This is a genomic window from Pseudomonas sp. Mn2068 (assembly GCF_049319725.1).
GTDB classification, from domain to species: Bacteria; Pseudomonadota; Gammaproteobacteria; order Pseudomonadales; family Pseudomonadaceae; genus Aquipseudomonas; species Aquipseudomonas gingeri.
In genome coordinates this window covers 502577-519519 of the sequence record NZ_JBMOUG010000003.1, presented here as the reverse complement: position 1 = coordinate 519519, position 16943 = coordinate 502577, and the positions used below count along the sequence as shown (strand labels likewise).

Below are 16943 nucleotides of genomic sequence, written 5' to 3'. Positions count from 1 at the left end.
CGGAGCATTCGCTGCCGGGGTCAGCCTCCTTCGCCCTGGCGCTTGAGGCTGGCCAGGACGGCAAATACATCGTCGCCATCGACGCGGCCACGGTCGAGCTGGATCAGGCTCCAGTCGCCGTTGTCGCCGAGATTTTCCAGCGCCTCGTCCGTTCCGGTGTAGCCCCAGAGGGCACTGTAGTTGCTGGCGCGATAGCGTCGCGGGAAATGTTCCTGCAGCTCCCGGAGCGTTGCGTCGGCGGCGGCCAGTTGCTGCACATGGGCCTTGAGCCCGCTGGCGCCACAGAACTCGCTCAATGCCGGGCTTGACGCCGGTACATACAACAGCAGCGTGCCCTGCTCCGGATCGCCGATGACCAGGATGTCATCGGCCGGATAGCCGTTGATACTCAAGCGATGCACCAGCACCTGGCGCGGCCCCTGGCTCGACGGCTCGCGTTCGTGGCGTGGCAGCAGTTGCAGGAGCATCTGGCCGGCGGTGTCCGAATACCGGCCTTGCAGCCGGGCGCGCTGTACCTCCAGGCGATATTGCGCCCGCAGAAAGTCGCCATAGCACTGCTCGTTGCGGGGCTGGCCGGCAGCGGGGTGGGCGCTCCAGAAACCCGCCGAACGCCCGCCGAACTTGCGGTACTGCTCGTCCAGGTGGCGCGTCAGCGCGGCCAGTGTCTCGACCGCCTGCCTGACTTTCTCGCGCTGGGGGCTGGAGGCGATCAACAGCATTTCAGCGGTCACGGGGATCTGGTACAGCTCGTCGCCGTGGTCCTCGCCGTTCGTGGGAATGGCGGCGAAGTCGCCGTCGGCGGGCCGATAATAGATGCCCCGGCCCGGCCAGTCGGGTGCCGACAGGTCTTCGACAGGTACCGGGGCGGTCAGTCGCTGCAAGCCCTGCAGGGCTTGCAGGCGTTGCTCCAGCTCATTCACATCCTCATGGTCGCGCGCGCTCAGTGTCGCCAGCGTGTAGCGGCCGCCGGCCAGGTCCAGCCGGTAGGCCTCGTCGAGCTTGTTGACCAGATACAGGGTCTCCTTGTCCTGCACCCGCACCACGACGCCCCCCACCGTCAGCCGGCCGGGCTCGAGGCGGATATCGTCCGGGCGACTCAACTGATCGGTGTGCAGCACCCAGGTGGAGGGGCGCGATGTTTCGCAACTGGACAGATCGAGGGTCGTGCCGTCGCTCAGGTAAATGTCATATTGGCTGCCCTGGCCTTCGATGGCATGGCTCAGGTAACGACCGCCTTCGCCGGGATCGTCCATGATCAGCATCGGCGCCGCCAGGCCGAGGCTGACCCGGATACGCGTGGCGTGGTAGCGTGGCTCCAGCTGTTCGACGATCTTCTGGAACACCGCGACCCACTTGGCCTCGATGAACTTGCCCCGGGTCTTCTGTTCGAGGGCCTTGAACAGCTGCAGCTCGGCGTCATTGCGCTGGGTGGCGCCCAGCAGCCAGCCGTATTGCGGCAGATAGGTGTGCTCGGGCGTGATCGGCAGATGCAGGAAGCGGGCACTGTCTGAAACCGGCAACGGCATTTCTCCGGGAAGCCCCAGGACCAGGCCGACATCGATGGCCTGGCGCTCGTCGAGGATCACCCGCGGATCGCCCGAACGCGAAGTGTCCACGGCATAGATCTTCGGGCTGCCCAGGTGGACCCGGCCATTGCGCTGATCCACATGGCTCGCCACCACCGGACCGTCCAGGCGCAGCCCGTGGCTGTGCGGATCCTCGATATAACCGCTGCGATAGGCCTGGATCTCCCGGTTGAATTGCTCGCCCGTGGCGAGGACCTTGTGGGCCTTGGCAAAGAACACCGCCACCAGGCTGCTGGCGCCCAGGCCCAGGCCGGCCAGCGGTATCGACAGCGGCCCGAGGAACTCGGCACCCTCGGCGAACCCGGCCAGCACCGTGCCCAACGCGAGGCTATCGAGCCCGACATGGGTGCCGTAGGTGGCTGTTTCCTCGGCGCTCTCGGCATGGGCCAGCAGGTAGCTGTCGACCCCCAGGCTGGTGAGGACCAGCAAGGCATTGCCGGCGGCCAGCAGTCCGCCCAGGGTCAGGGTCTTGCCGGCCAGGCGGATCCCCTGGCCGGCCTTGTCCAGCAGGCGGATGCTTTCGGCGCCCAGGTGTCCGGCGTCCTTCAGGCCGAGGTAAAGCGTCTGGGCGAGCAGTGCGCCCTCGTTGGCGATGCCCATCACCACCAGGGCCAGTTGCGTGTAGAACTGCACCTGGACCGCGCGGGTCAGGTCCGCCGACAGGGCATGAGGCTTGCCGCTGCCGAGCAGCAACAGGGCGAAGCCGGTATTCAGGCTGTTCAGGCCATCGAGCTGGGCAAGGGCATGGACCACCTCATGATGGGTGACGCCCGGGCGCGGCAGCAGTTGGCCGTCCCGGAACTGGAAGTGCTGGTGGAGGGTGTCCACGGTGCTGCGGATACGGTTCGAGAGTGTGGCCAGTGCGCTGGTTTTCGCCAGTGCCAACTGCCGGCGTGGGGCGCCGTCCGCGTCGATCAGTTCCAGGGTGTAGCCAGCGGTCGTGGATTGCAGGCTGTGCAGGTCGGGGACCCGGCCGGACACCGTCGTATCGGCGGCGAGCCGTTGCCACTCCTGTTGCGCGGCCTGGCCCAGCGTGGCGAATGCCTCGCGTTGCGTGCGCGATTGTTCGGCGATGGCCGGATAGGACCGGCGCCTGTCTCCCCCGAGGCCGGGGGTGTCGATAAGCTGCCAGGAACCATCGGGACGCCGTTGCACCTCATAGGTCGGACGCCGGAAACCGTCGATGGCATGGATGATCCGCACGCGATTGCCGAAGGCGCGGACTTCGTAGCGCAGGCCGTCATGGCGGATGTAGGTCCTGCCGTTTGCCGCGTGATACAGGCCGCGCGCATCCGGTCCCGACAGCTGCGCCGTCGATCTGCCGTGTACCTCGTATCCCCTCAGGTAAGTCGGTTGCGAGCCCGTCGACGGACCTGCCTGCCGTGTGTTCGGCAGTGGCGCGTTCAATGCCCTGTCCAGTTGGGCCAGGCTGCTCAGGGTTTCCCGTGGAGAGGCCAGTGCATGGCGAACCCTGGCGTTGTCATGGGTGGCGCTGGTCAGTTGGGTCCACATCTTTTCGACTACGCGGTTCGATCGTTGCCTGAGCATGCTGAACAGTCCGGGCGTATCGAGCAGCAGGTTGAGCCTGGCATTCGCGAGAGGGGCCGAGTGGAATTGATGTGGGGTCCAGGCGATGGGGTCGGCCCTGAAGGGGAAAAGCAGTGGGGCGATGTCCTGGAAGCCCATTTGCCTGGCCAGCCCCAGCAGTTCCTGTTGATGTTCGAGGAGTCGCGACAGCACCTCGTCCGTCAGCGGCCTGATCCCGTCGGCGTTCTCCAGCAGGTTGATATTGAGGATGCCGGCATCCGCGCAGCGGCTGATCAGGCGCAACCTGGTGGTGGAGATGTGCGGATCGTGGAGCAGGTGGGCGATCTGACCGATGTTGATCCCCTCGGCCATGGGCGGGGTCAGGGTGGGCGAGCTGAAAATGATATCGAGCCGTTCGAGCAGCGCCGGGACGCGCTGGAGCGTGGCGCGCAGCAAGTCGCGCCGGGCGGTGATCTGGTTGCCTATGTACTGGAGTGCATACCCGCGCAACTGGGCGGCCGTCGCGCCGTATTCCAGCAGGATGTGGCGAATGCTGTCGTCAAAAATGAAGATGCGCTGCTCCAGGAAATCGATGTCTGCCGCCTCTGACGGCCCGAGCAACAGCGTTTCCAGCAGCCTCCTGCGACTGGGCCCGGCGGCCAGCAGGGACAGTACCGGACGGGGCGGGGCGTCAATATAGCGATCGATGATCTGGCGTATTTCCGCGGGCAGCGGACGCAGGGCATGGCGTTGATGCACGGCATCGAACGCGGCATCGACCACGCGGCTCAGCCTCGGTGAGCGCGACGGCAGGGTCGTCTCCAGGTAACGGATGACCGGCTGGAAGAGCCCGTACGGATTGGGGAAACCCTTGAGGATGGCGGTCAGCTCCTGATAGACCTCGCTGCCCAGCCAGATATTCAGTTCCGCGCAATGTTCGAGTGCCTGGGCATAGAGCGGCAGGTGCTCGGCGGTCACGAAGGGGGCGATCTCCGGATGGCGTTCGATATGCCCGGCGGTGGCATCGCGCAGTCTCTCGACCGTGAACGTGTCGCTGTCGCGACCCAGGTTCAGCGCCAGGGCCAAGGCATGAAAGAAGCTGTCTTCACCGGCGGGGGCATCCACCCTGTTGCCATGGAGCCAGGCGCTGTAGTGATCGGGAGCGGACCGGTACAGCACCACGTCCTGGCGGGCAACGAACATATCCGGGTTCACCCGAAAGCCATAGGCGTCTTCGTGCAGTCCCTGCCGGTAGCGTACCGACCAGCCGGGTCCGGGGCCCTGGCAGTCGATGATCACCAGGCTGCCGTGCGATGGCCAGTCCGACAGGCTGGGCATGAGGGGCGCGACGATATCCATGACCCGCGCGTTCCAGGAGCCCAGGCGGATCAGACCGGCTATGGCGGACACACGGGGTGGCAGGGCCGGCGGCGGATCGATCGGCGCGCCGCCCAGCAGCCTTAGCCGCACCGTGCCGGGTGGCGTGGCGCCGCTGCTGGCCGGGCCCTGGCGCTCTGTCGCCGGCAGCGCGGCAAGCTCGGCAAGCTCGGGTTGGCCGGTCGCCCTGATCCGTGCCAGGGCGTTTTTTCCGGGCAGGAACGTGCCGATCAGGCCGGCGCTCTTCTGGCCGACCACATTGCCCAGCGCCCACTGATCGATGAGTGACCGGCGATCAGTGGTCGTGGCGCCGGGATCACTCTGGCGCGCCTGCTCCAGCAGTGCGTCGCGCCGTATGGTGTAGAGGCCCAGCTGCACATCGCCCGGTATCGGGATCAGTTGCACGTGGGCGCCGGTTACGGGGAACGGCACCTGCGGGATTGGCGTGCCCGACGTTTTCAGTCGCGCGGCCAGGTAGTTTCGCCACTGCGGTTCCACGAGATACGGGTCGATATCGGCGAGTCGGCTCAGGGCCTTGAGATCCTGGTCATCGGGGGCGTCCGGGATGTACAGCACGACAGTCGGGTCGTTCGGGGCCGAGCTGCTGATAGCGAGTATGCCGTCAATGATATGCAGCGTGCTCGGGGCATTCTCGGGATGGGTCCACAGGCCCAGCGCGCTGGCGATGAGGGTGTGTGTGCCGATCAGCGGGCGGGTGGCCGGGTCGGGGTAGTCGAGCAGCAGGCGGACCCATTGTTGCTGGCGCGTGTCGAGGCGGCCGTCGAGCGTGGCGTCCAGCAGCGCCAGTTGCAGGCTGGCGGCATTGACGTATTGCCAGGCCTCGCGTATTGCCTGTGCCGGTTTTGCGGTGGTCGGGTTTTCTGCGCTCAGCACCGTTACGATGGCATCCAGTACTGCCTGGTCCTTGATGACCGGCGTGGCGGAGTTGTCGGCAGGCGCGGTTGACGGCAGCGTATCGAGCAACGCCAGGCCCAGCGCCAACCGGCCGGCCTGCACCTGGCCGGCGGCGGTGCGGTAGCGTTGCCAGTCCTGCCGGCTGCCGTCCTTGAAGACCTGCCGCCAGGCCTGGTATTGCAATGCCTGCAAGCGCTGGTTCAGTCGCCCGCCGATATCCAGGATGTCACGCAGGTCCGCGGCGGCGGCGAGGTCTTTCAGCAGGGCTGGCGAGACGTCCGTCGGGGACGCGGCAAACACCGCGTTCACCTTGCGTTGCTGGGCGTCGCGCAGTGAGCGAACCTGCCCGGTGAACAGGCTTTCATGTTTGTCCTCGCTGGCGGTGAAGCGGTCGGCGATTTTGTGCCCGAGGCGCACTTGCAGCGTGCTGTGCAGGAGCCGGAGCGAGGCAAAGGCTTCAAGCCCCTGTTCCAGGGTGTAGAGCACGACCCGGCCGAGATCGCTGTGGACCTCGACCGCTTTCTTGCCCTTGAGCTGCGTCGGGTCGGGATCGTTGCCCGGCAGGACGGCGCCATCGCTGTTGGTGATAACGAATGCGCCGGGCCACGGCGCGGCGTCCTCTCCCAGCAGAGTAATGCCGTACACCGCCGGTCGATGGCGTGCTGGCAGTACCGGCAGGGCATCTTCCCGTTGTGCCCGCGTGGGTAGGCGCAGCACCTGGTCGATCAGTTGTTGGTCTTCGGTGTCCAGCGTGCCATCGGCGCTGCGCAGCTGCGCCTCGGCCCGCAGTTGCGTCTCCAGGCTCAGGGCGAGCCATTGCTCGGCGGGCAGGCCGTTGCTGGCGCCGTTGGGTTGCGTCCAGAACCGTTGCAGTTGCGCCAGATAATCCTGCTGCAACTGGCGTATCTGTTCACTTTTCGCTATTGCCGGACTCGCCTCGGGCAGCGTCGGGGATGGTAGCTGTTCCAGCAGGGCGGTCACTTGGGCATTGGCCGTATCGAGGGCGAGCAACGCTTGCGAGCGGGCCGGCGCGGGCTCGTCCGGTTCGGTCAGGGGATCGGCTGCACAGGGGGGCGAAGCACAGGGTGGTTCGAGGGTTTTCATGGGCCGGTGATCTCAGGTTCCGGGGGCAACGTTGGGGTTGCCCGCTACTTGTGACGTGGGGTCCCAAGTGTGGATTGCGCTGGTTCAGCGGATATATGGGAAGCGTCTTTGACTCGGAGATGAAAGCGCCCTGATGCGCCCGTTCAAATCATCGATACGCGGTGGCGATATCGCGGCGTTCTTCCAGGCACTCCGCCGAGCCGGTCTCGAACTCCCGGCAGATCAACGGCCGTTTCGCGTAGATCGTGCAGCGCATGCTGTCGCGATCCAGGGCCGCGCACCAGCCGTCGTCCAGGCGCAGCATCACCTCGCCGCCCCAGTCGTCGATATCGATAAAGCGCTCGGGCACACCGGTATCGGTGATCAGCATGACTTCCAGCCGACAGCAGCAGGCCGCGCAGGAAGAGCAGGTGATCGCCGGGGGCGTGAGGTCGGTCAGGGGAATCGTGGTCATGGGCGCCAGTGTATGCCAGTGCCGCGGGCCCGTATGCCTGAATCAGCGGTCTGGCGATAGCCGGATACCGCCGTGGGCAGCGCTGTTCCTTGTCTACTCGCGCATTTGCAGGGAGCCAGACATGCCGGACACCACCACATCGCCTCGCCCGTCGCTGCAGCAGGACATCGCTGCGGCCAAGGCGCTTTTCGCCCGCCCGCCGACCTTGTCGGGGGTGGTCCTGGCGGCTATCCAGGAACAGTTCTTCAGCCGTTGGGACCCGCTGCGCAACGCCACGCACCTGTATGTCGGCGAGCCGCGATGGCTGACGGCCGATGGCAAAAAGGTCTCCGCCGGCTATCAGTACACGGCCTTGAGCGATCTGGTGCTCAAGCAGTTCACCCAGGGCGTGGCGCCGGTTTTCAGCGAAGATCATGTGCTGGAAGTCCGCTTCGTCGGCCTGCCCGGCGATCGCCAGATGATCGAGCCGCCGGTCCCGCCGACGCTGCTCGGCCAGTGGGGCGATATCCTGCTGGAGCTCTATCAGCAGGCGCTGGTCGACTACTGGAACGAAGAGAATGCGCAAGGCAGCAGTCGCTTTGGCCGGCTCAGTGCGTTGCTGGTGCGGATGCTCACCGCGGACCGCGAACAGTACCGCGCCTTCCTCACGGTCGACCTGCAGAAGCCCGACCAGAAACTGGCCGTCCATGGCCTGCGCGCCGTGAGCAAGGATCCGTGGGGCGGCTACTACCCGGAAGCGTTGCCGGTGCTGCTGGTTCGTCGCTGGGAGCATGAGGTCGAGCAGGCACCGTTGTTGCTCAGCCTCGCCCAGGGACTGTTCCGGGCCCGGACCCCGGAAGTGGGACATCTGCTGCCCTTGTTCATGAGCCGCCGGGCCGAGGGGCGTGATATCGAGTATCACGAGCATCGGCTCTGGCAGTCGGGTGATCCTGACGAGCTGCTGGAACAGGCCTTTGCCAGCCTGGGGCGTACCTTGCTGGAGAATCAGTTGCAGGAGGTTTCGCTGATCGGCCGTGATCTCGACTGGACGGTCGAGGATTACCAGCGGCGACTCAGCGCCATCACCCGCCCCGACAGCTGGTTTTTCAACCCCGAGCCGACGCAGCCCCATAGCGTGCGCGAACTGTCCGAGGAACTGACGGCGCTGCGCGATGCAATGCCCCACTGGGTGCTCGCTGCCGATCCGCGGGATATAGAGCGCTATCGGGATCTGCTCGATCATCTGGCGAGTGTGCAGCGTGCCTCCCAGGGCAAGGCCTTTCTCGACGGCATCGGCGACCTGATGAGTTTCACCCGGCGGGCCCTGCTGGAAAAAATCCATGAGGAGCATGCCGAGCCCCTGGGGATCAGCAGTTCCGACGATATCCGCCTGGAGCTCGACAGGGTCATCGCGGTGGCGACGGCCGGTGGCGGCGGTGGGGCCCTGGGCAGCATCGAAAAGGTCAGGATGACCCTGACCGAATTCGCCCTGGAGAACCTGGGCGGCTTTCACCATTCGAAGATGCGCATCGCGGTCCGGCACTGCGACCGCGAGTCCGCCGTGCCGGCCTGGCTGACTCCGGATTACGTCAGGCACCTGGTGACGGCCGTGGACATCGGCAAGACCTACCTGGAGGCGCTGCGGGCCAAGCTGATCGACGACGCCGACGAGGCCCGGCGCCGGGAAAAACTCTTCACCGAGCAACTGCGGGTGCAATTGCCCATGGCGGCGCTGGAGCTCAAGATCAGGGCCCAGTCCGGTTTCAGCGAGGTGGGTTTCCGGTATATCGAGGCACTCATGAACCCCGCCGCAGCGCAGCGGCAGGTCGACGGCCAGGAGATCGTGCTCAGGCCCCTGGGTTTTCGTGCCGAAGCCGATGCCGCGGTCGATGAAGTGGCGTCGATGTTTATCATCGGGCCGAAGGATATCCGTCACGGTCCGCACGTGCTGTATCGCCCGTTGTTCGCCAAGGCCGGCAGCCATGAGTCGGCGTTGCTGGGTTTCCAGGCGGCCTCCGGGACGGCCTTGTGTGCCCCCGACAACGATGCCCGGCCCACGCCGGCGCTCGAACCCCTGCGCCAGTACGAGACCTTCGGCGCGGTGTTCGAGGCCATCCGCCAGGAGGGCCCGCTGCAGGACAGCGTCCTGACCTGGATGAGCCCCCGGGCCAGGCGCCTGTACGACCATGGCGGCTTCCAGGAACCGCACCTGCCGCGATCGTTCGAAGACGATTTTGCCGCTTTTTCCACTCCGGGGCCGGCACGCCCGAGTGACGCGGTGGTCGACGGCGACTGCCTGCACCACCTGTTCACGTCGACGGCGCGCACGCTGATCGAGCTGGCCGACCGGCAGTCGGTGTCCAACGCCGAGCAACGCTGGGCCCAGCTCAAGGAAGGCGCGTGGCAACTGTTCAATGTGCTGCTGATGTTCATCCGTGGCCCGGCGGCCGTGGCGGGCTGGATCTATGCGGTGGTGGCCAGCGTGGACCGGGACATCCGTCAGTTGCAGGCCAGGGGCGGCCAGGGGCAGGCGAATGCCTGGGCCGATGTGCTGGTCAATCTTTCCTTTATCCTCAGCCATCATCTCGCCGAGGGCAGGGCACCTTCAGCCGCTCGCGAGGGTATACCGTTCCGCACGGAGCCTGCGGGGGCGGGCCGACCCAGGCCTGGGCCCTATGTGGCGCAAGGGGCGGACCTGCCCGTGCCCATGCACCTGGACGAGCCGGCCCTGGCGCCCTCCGGGCAGCGTCGCATCCGCATCGACGACCTGCTGCTGCGCCGTTTCGAACGGCCCTGGCCTGATGCCGAGTCACTGGGCGCGGTGATCGCCGAGGGTGAACTCAAGGGCCTGATCCGGCTCAACGACAGCGGCCACCTGGCCACTTATATCGGTGGGCGCCTGTATCGGGTCCGCGAGGAGCCCGGGGGCGGCGTGCGGATGATCACCCCGGACGGCAGTCGCGAAGGCTTCTACCTGAAAAGCACCGAGGCCGGCGAGTGGAGCCTGGACGTGAAGCTGCGTCTGCGCGGCGGCTCGGGGCGCGGCGGACGCAAGTCCATCAAGCAGATACAGGACGAAAAAAAGGCGGCGGCCAAGGTCTTGGTGGATCGCCACAAGGAGATCGAAACCGCCGGGAAACTCGCGACAATCGCCGCCTCCGCGGCACGGGCCGCGTTGAAACTCAAGGAGGAGGGGACTGACGTCGAGGCCATCAGCAGGGCTCGGCAGCGATATCTCCAGGAAGCGGAAAAGGCTTTCGACATGATGGGGCAGAGCATCGTCCTGCGCGAGGAACAATCCCGGGTGGCGAAAGTGCCGAAATGGAAGGACGCCGTGTGCGCTTTCCTCGGCATCCAGTTGGGCGGCTGCCGTGAGACGCTTGAAGTCCTGCGCCGGGTCCGTGAGGAAGAGCGCCCCTCCGCGATAGAACTCGAGCTGGCGCAGACCAGCGCTATGCAGATGGGCTCCGGGTTCTTCGAGCGGTTCCTTGCCTACCAGCGGAGCAAGGTCGCGGCCAATGAGCGCATGTTCGAATGGCATCGCAGGGAAAGGCAGGTCGACAGGCATCTGGACGATTTTGCCGGTCTGGGCAGCAAGACCCGCGACCAGACCATCGGCCGGACCCCGAACGCTCCGCTGGAGCGAGACACGCAGGCGTCGCAGCTGCATAGCCTGCGCTGGCTGACGCTGCATGAGTTGCGACAGGACGAGCAGGTCCCTCCTTCGCTGATAGACAAGACCCAGGAGATCGCCATGGCGAACCAGTCCTGGCTCAACCTGGAGCAGGACCCGGACATACCTGCCCGGCGCCGTCAGCGGGTGCTCAACACCTGTATCGAAAACTATGTGTCGGGCCTGCAGACCCTCGAGTTCTGGCGGCACCAGCAGCCCGAAGGCACGGCGCTGCCCTATACCGACCGTCTGCTCGAACTGATCGCGCAATTGCGTGACGAGGCGCTGGAGGCGTTGAGCGAGTCGCTCGAGGCACGGGCCAGTGAGATCGCCGCGCAGGAGGAGCTGGAGAAAATCCCCGGGCTGATCCAGACCCGCGGGTCCAGGGGCGGGACCTACCTGGGGAAAGTCCGACCGCCGGCCGCCGGTCAGAGCCGGGAGACCGTCGAACTGGCCGACGGCGATGAAGTGCGGGTGTTCCAGGAAAGCGCCAGCGGCAGCTACTGGGAGGAGGTCAAGGCCCCTGAGCAGGCCCCGGCGCCGGTCGCCACGCGGCCACAGGTCGGGCTCAAGCGGCTGGTCAAGGAGGCCGGCACGCAGATGCAGAAGGCCCGTGGCGAGCTGGCCAATGCCCGCAAGGAGTTGGCGCGCGCGCTCGACCACGCCGCCCGGTTGAAGCAGCCGGTCCGGGACCCGGTCTACCTGCAGGATGTGCTGGAAGGGGAAGCGCGGATCCTCGTCCGGCTCGCCGAGCAACTGGAGAACGGCCTGGCGAGCACCGAGCAGTCGCCCGAGCGGCTCAACGCACAGAGCCAGGCGGCCAACTTGCGCGCCCTGGCCCTCGAGTTGGGCAACGAGGGGTTGCTGATCCGGGTCGAGGCGACCAAGGCGAGCATGCCGGACATGGCCCGCGTCGACTTCCTGCACCGCCAGGGCGCCATCGAAATCAGGAAAAACGGTCCGCGCAGCCTGCTCAAGTCCGGCGATTACCTGCAGGAGTACCTGATCCTCGACAAGGCGGTCGCGAGCAAGAAGAGCGCGTTGCTCTGGGTGGCCCACTTCCACTACCCCGATCTGACCCCCAACGATGACCTGTTCACCCCGGGGGCCGCCCACCTGAAAACCCGCGAAGAGCGTTTTCTCGGGCCCAAGGCGCAAGCCCGTGCCGAAGGGGCGCGGTTCGAGCGTATTCGCCGCGGCCAGCCCGGTCGCGCGCAGGCGGCGGTGGATATCTGGCGCAGTGCGATCAGCCTGCCCATGGCCCGCCAGTTCTTTTTCGATGCCGCTGAAGTGGATGCGGCCCTGGTGGAGCAATTGCGCCGACTGTAGCTAAGCGGATACCGCCAGGGCCCGGCGTGCCGGGCGTCTACTGCCCTGGTACCGCCGTGCGGTGACGGGCACGGCGGCTCGAAGCCGGGCCCGTCGGATCTGTTTGAAGGGAATAGTCTGCATGAATGACGCAAGCACACTGCCGGGCCTGTCGCTCGAGCAGGAGATCGAGGCGGCCAAGGCGCTTTTCGCCCATCCGCCGACATTGCGGGAAGTGGCCCTGTCGGCCATCCAGGAGGCTTTTTTCAGCCGCTGGGACCCGCAGCGCAACGCCTCGCATCTGTATGTCGGCAAGCTCCTGTGGCGCGAGCAGGAAGGCAAACGGTTCTCGGGCGGCTATCAGTACCGTGCCGTGATCGACCTGGTGCTCGAACACTTTACCAGCGGGGTCGCGCCGCTCTTTACCGCCGAGCATGTGTTGGAGATCAGGCTCGATGGCTTGCCCGGCGACCGCCTGGTGGTGGACGCCGCGGCAACCCAGGACACGCTCGGGTCGTGGGGCGATATCCTGCTGCAACTCTATCAACAGGGCCTGGTCGACTATTGGAACGCGGAGGATGCGGACGGTAGCAGTCGCTTTCAACGCCTTGGCCGGATCCTGATGCGCATGTTTTCCGCCGACCGTGAACAGCATCGGGCCTTTCTGTCGATCGATCTGCAAAAGCCCGAGCAGCAACTGGCTTTCCATGGCATCCAGGCGGTGAGCAAGGACATCTGGGGCGGCAGCTATCCCGAAGCCTTGCCCGTGCTGGTGGCCCGTCGCAAGGAGCGCGGGATCGAGCAGAACCCGTTGCTGCTCAGCCTGGCCAAGGGCCTTTTCCGGGCCGACACCACGGACCTCGGACCGCTGCTGCCCTTGTTCATGAGTGTCCGCGCCAACGGTCGCGATATCGAGTATCGCGAGCATCGGCTCTGGCAGCGGGGCGACCCGGATATGCAACTGGGCCTGGCCTTCGCCAGCTTTGTCGAAACCCTGCTGGAAAACCAGCTGCAGACGATTGCGCTGATCGGCTTCGATAGCGAGTGGACGCTCGCGGACTACCAGCACCGCCTCGATGAAATCACCCGTCCCGATGACTGGTTTTTCACGCCGGTGCAGACCGAGCCCCATACGGTGGTCGAGTTGCCCGAAGCGCTGGCGGCGCTCAATGACGGCTTGCCGCATTGGCTGTTGGGGGCGTCGAGCGAAGACCTCGGCACCTACCGGGCCCTGCTGGAAAAACTGGCCGAGGTGCAGCGTGTGTCGGGCGGCAAGGCATTTCTCGATGACGTGGGCGATCTGCCGGAGTTCGCGGCCAGGGCGCTGCGCAAGAAGATGGGCGAGGACCATCCGTCCGCTGCCGATATCGCCAACCCCGATGATATTCGCCTGGAGCTCGACAAGGTCATCGCGGTGGCCGTGGCCGGCGGCGCGGGCGGGGCGCTGGGAACGGTGGAAAAGGTGCGGATGAGCCTGACGGAGTTTGCCCTGGAGAATCTCGGCGGCTTCCGCCACGCGAAGATGAAGATCACCATCCGCCACTGTGGAGTGGATGTGGCGGTGCCAGACTGGCTCACCGCGGACTACGTCAAGGCGCTGGTCACGGCCGTGGACATCGGCAAGACTTATCTCGACATCCTGCGGGCCAAGCTTGTCGACGACGCCGATGAGGCCCGGCGCCGGGAAACACTCTTCACCGGGCAACTGCGGGTGCAATTGCCCATGGCGGCGCTGGAACTGAAGATTCGCGGCGACGCCCACTTCGACGAAGCGGGTTACCGCTGTGTCGAAGCGGTAGTGCAGGCCGAAGCGGCGCAACGCCAGGTGAACGGCCAGGAGATCGTCCTGCGTCCCCTGGCATTCAAGGTCGAAGCCGATGCGTCGGCGGATGTCGTGGCGTCCATGTTCATCATCGGTCCGAAGGACACGGGGAGCGGCCCGTTCATTCTCTACCGTCCGCTGCTGGCCAAGGCCGGCCCGCAGGCGGCGGCCTTCCAGCAGTTCCAGGCGACAGCGGACAAGCATTTCTGCCCTCATGACAATGACGCCCGCCCCACGCCTCCCGTCGAACCGCTGCTGCAATACCCGACGTGGTCGGCCCTGTTCGATGCGCTCAGGCAACCCGGTTCAGTGCAGGACAGCATCCTGGCGTGGTTGAGCGATCAGGCCCGGCGCACCTATGCCAATGGCGGCCTGGTCGAGCCCCACCTGCGGCGTTCGTTCGAGGACGATTTTGCCGCGCTGCTGCCGGTGGCGCCGGCCACGCTCGACGAAACGGTGGTCCGGGGCGACTACCTGCATCATCTTTTCGATTCGCTGGCCAGGACCCTGATCGCCCTGGCGGACCGGCAATCGGTGTCCAATGCCGAACTACGCTGGAACACCTTGAAGGAGGGCGGCTGGCAATTGTTCAACGTGGTGCTGATGTTTATCCGTGGCCCGGCGGCGGTGGCCGGCTGGATTTTCGCCGTGGTCGCCAGCGTCGATGCCGACTTTCGGCGACTGCAGGAAAAGGACCCCGGGGCCAAGGCCAATGCCTGGGCCGATGTCCTGGTGAACATCGCCTTTATTCTCGAACATCACTTGAACCGTCGGCAGGCGCACGCCAGGACACCGCAGCGGATCCCGCTCGACGAGGGCCAGCGGCCGTCGCACGAGGCCACGATCAGCGAAGGGCCGGACCGGCCATTGCCGATGAAACTGGACAACCCGGTAGCGCCCGGCACGGTCGCCTCGCGTCCGACCGCCAGTTCGTTCACCCTGAAGATCTACCCCTATTCCTGGCCCGCGCCCGAGACCCTGGGGGAGGTCATCGCGTCCGGCGACCTCAAGGGCCTGATCCGCTTGAAGGCGTCCAAGCGGCTGGCGGCCTACTTCGGGGGATGGCTGTTTGCTGTGAAGGCGGACAGCGAAGGCACTGTCCAGGTGGTCTCGCCGGATGGCCTGCGTGACGGCTTCTATCTGAAAAACGATGGCGCGGGCGTTTGGACGCCGGACTTGAAGCTGCGCCTGCGCGGCGGCTCGGGGCGCCCGGGCAACGTCGGGAAAAGAAGAGCGGCCCTGCTCGAGGAAAAGCGCCGGGAGCAGGAGCAGCGGGAGCGGGTCAGCGAGCGCTTCATGGAAGGCTGGAATCAGCGCGTCGCGGAGCAGGGGAGACGGGCACGCGCGTTGTTTCCCGAACGCGAGGCCCTGGTGGCGATGGAAGCCAATCCCGACCGCTATACCCACGCGCAATGGTTTGCCCGCATGGACCGGATCGCCGAGCTGGGAAAAGCCCTGATCGACGGTTACGAGCAACAGCTCAACGAACTGCGGATGAACGAGACGGTCTTCCTGCGGGGCTACAAGGCGACACTCTTTACCACCCTGGATCAATTCGTCACGGCGATGCAGTTCGCCCTGGACGCGATCAGGATCATCGACCGTCGTTGCGTGCGGATCATCGAGCGCTTGCCCTATCAGGATGGTTCGGGTCGGGTCCTGATGGAAACGCAACGACTGGAGCAACGGGAAAACCGCGCCACGGACCTGTATATCGACTGGGCGGAGCGCGAGCAGCAGGCGTTTGCCGAACTGGGCGATCATCGCAACCAGAACCTGGCGGACTACCAGCGCATGCAGCAAATCAGGGGCGGGGGGCACAAGGTGCGCGCACTGAAAGCCATCAGGGCGTGCCGGCTCGCGGTGTACTGCTTCAGGGAACTGGATCCGCACCAGCTCGAGAGCGATATCTCGACCAAGCTCAATGACCTGCGCGGTGCCCTGGCCTCCCAGTCCATTCTCGATGAACGCTCCGCTACGCCGCTGTCCGCCGAGGCGGACATCGCGGTGCTCAATACCTGTGTGAGCCAATACAACGAAGCCCTGGCCATGGCCGAGTACAAGACCGGCCTGTTGCCGCCGGGGACTCGCCTGGTCTGGACCGACCTGTTCACCCAGCGCCTGGTCGAGTTGCAGCAGGAAGCCGAGCGCAGCCTGGTCGCGCGTATCGAGGCGCAGGCTCCCACCGAGGACGCGCCTGACCTGCCGTCGCCGCCCGCCGGCAAGCGGCGCAAGATCATCCGCACCCGTCGCAAGCAGCACTATCTCGGCTATGTTCGCGACACGCCCCAGGATGGCCATGAGGTCGTCGAGCTGATGGACCCCCAGACCGGTCAACCGCTCGAGTCCTTTGTCGAGGAAGAGGACGGCTACTGGCAGCCGTTGCCCAAGCCGGCGCCCACCCCCGCGCCCAGACCGGCGCCGCAGCCGGGCCTCAAGCGCCTGGTGCAGATGGCCGAGAGCCAGATCCGCCAGGCCGGCCGGGAAATCGAGATGGCCAGGCGGCAGATCCCGGTCGCCAAGGACCCGATCTATCTGCAGGATGTCCTCGACGTGCGGGCGCGGGCGCTGGAAGCGCTGGCCGGGCAGATCGACCGCGCGGTGACGCAGGCGAACGGCTCGGTGACGCAAAGCGAAGTTTCCGCCGGCCAGGTCCAGGCCGCGGAACTGCGTCTCCAGGCCGGGACCCTCAGGCATGAGGGGCTGATGGCGCGGATCGCCGTGACCAAGTCGAGTGCGCCGGACACCGAACGGCTGCTGTTTCTCAAGGAGCACAACGAGGTCGAGATCTTTCGCAACGGGCCGCGCACCCGACTCGGCAAAAGCGACTTTCTCCAGGAGTATGCGGTGCGTGACAAGGCGACCGGCAAGAATATCTGGGTGGCGCACTTCCACTATCCCGACAAGGCCACTCCGGAAGAGTTGTTCGTGATGCGCGGGGCCCTGGACAAGGACGGCAAGCCACAGGCCCATGGCGCTCACCTGAAGCGCTGGGCCGAGCGTTTTCTCGGCATCAAGGCGCAGGCCCGGGCCGAGCAGGAGCGCTTCGAACGCATCCGCCAGGGGCAACCCGGGCGAGCCCTGGAGGTGTTCCGCATCTGGCGCAGCGAGATCAGCCTGGTCATGGCGCGCCAGCTGTTTTTCAATGCCCCGGAACGGGAGGCGGTGGTGCGCGAGCAGTTGCGCCAGCTCTAGCGC

At 66.0% G+C, this 16943-nt stretch carries 4 protein-coding genes; 2 read left to right on the top strand and 2 right to left on the bottom strand.

Features of this window, described 5'->3' with window-relative positions:
- Nucleotides 1–20 precede the first annotated feature (20 nt).
- Together ACL9RJ_RS10300 and ACL9RJ_RS10295 are read right to left on the bottom strand one after the other, a co-directional pair.
- Nucleotides 21–6509, bottom strand: a complete 6489-nt coding sequence (locus ACL9RJ_RS10300) for a TcdA/TcdB pore-forming domain-containing protein (RefSeq protein WP_422765196.1) — start codon at nt 6507–6509, stop codon at nt 21–23.
- A gap of 148 nt (nt 6510–6657) precedes the next feature.
- On the bottom strand, nt 6658–6963 hold the full coding sequence (locus ACL9RJ_RS10295) for a YkgJ family cysteine cluster protein (RefSeq protein ID WP_017126573.1): 306 nt from the start codon (nt 6961–6963) through the stop codon (nt 6658–6660).
- Nucleotides 6964–7084: 121 nt separating this feature from the next.
- Here ACL9RJ_RS10295 and ACL9RJ_RS10290 point away from each other — a divergent pair, with 121 nt between their 5' ends.
- Nucleotides 7085–11944 carry a hypothetical protein gene (locus ACL9RJ_RS10290; RefSeq protein ID WP_422765195.1) on the top strand — a complete coding sequence of 1620 codons (4860 nt, stop codon included), beginning with the start codon at nt 7085–7087 and terminating at the stop codon, nt 11942–11944.
- A 121-nt stretch (nt 11945–12065) separates the two neighbouring features.
- Nucleotides 12066–16940 (top strand): dermonecrotic toxin domain-containing protein, encoded by a 4875-nt coding sequence (locus ACL9RJ_RS10285; protein WP_422765194.1) that lies wholly within the window; start codon nt 12066–12068, stop codon nt 16938–16940.
- Nucleotides 16941–16943 lie beyond the last annotated feature (3 nt).

Bases quoted from the DNA above. Each gene is read 5' to 3' on its own strand.
- ACL9RJ_RS10300 (WP_422765196.1), bottom strand. From the start codon at position 6,509: ATGAAAACCCTCGAACCACCCTGTGCTTCGCCCCCCTGTGCAGCCGAT.
- ACL9RJ_RS10295 (WP_017126573.1), bottom strand. From the start codon at position 6,963: ATGACCACGATTCCCCTGACCGACCTCACGCCCCCGGCGATCACCTGC.
- ACL9RJ_RS10290 (WP_422765195.1), top strand. From the start codon at position 7,085: ATGCCGGACACCACCACATCGCCTCGCCCGTCGCTGCAGCAGGACATC.
- ACL9RJ_RS10285 (WP_422765194.1), top strand. From the start codon at position 12,066: ATGAATGACGCAAGCACACTGCCGGGCCTGTCGCTCGAGCAGGAGATC.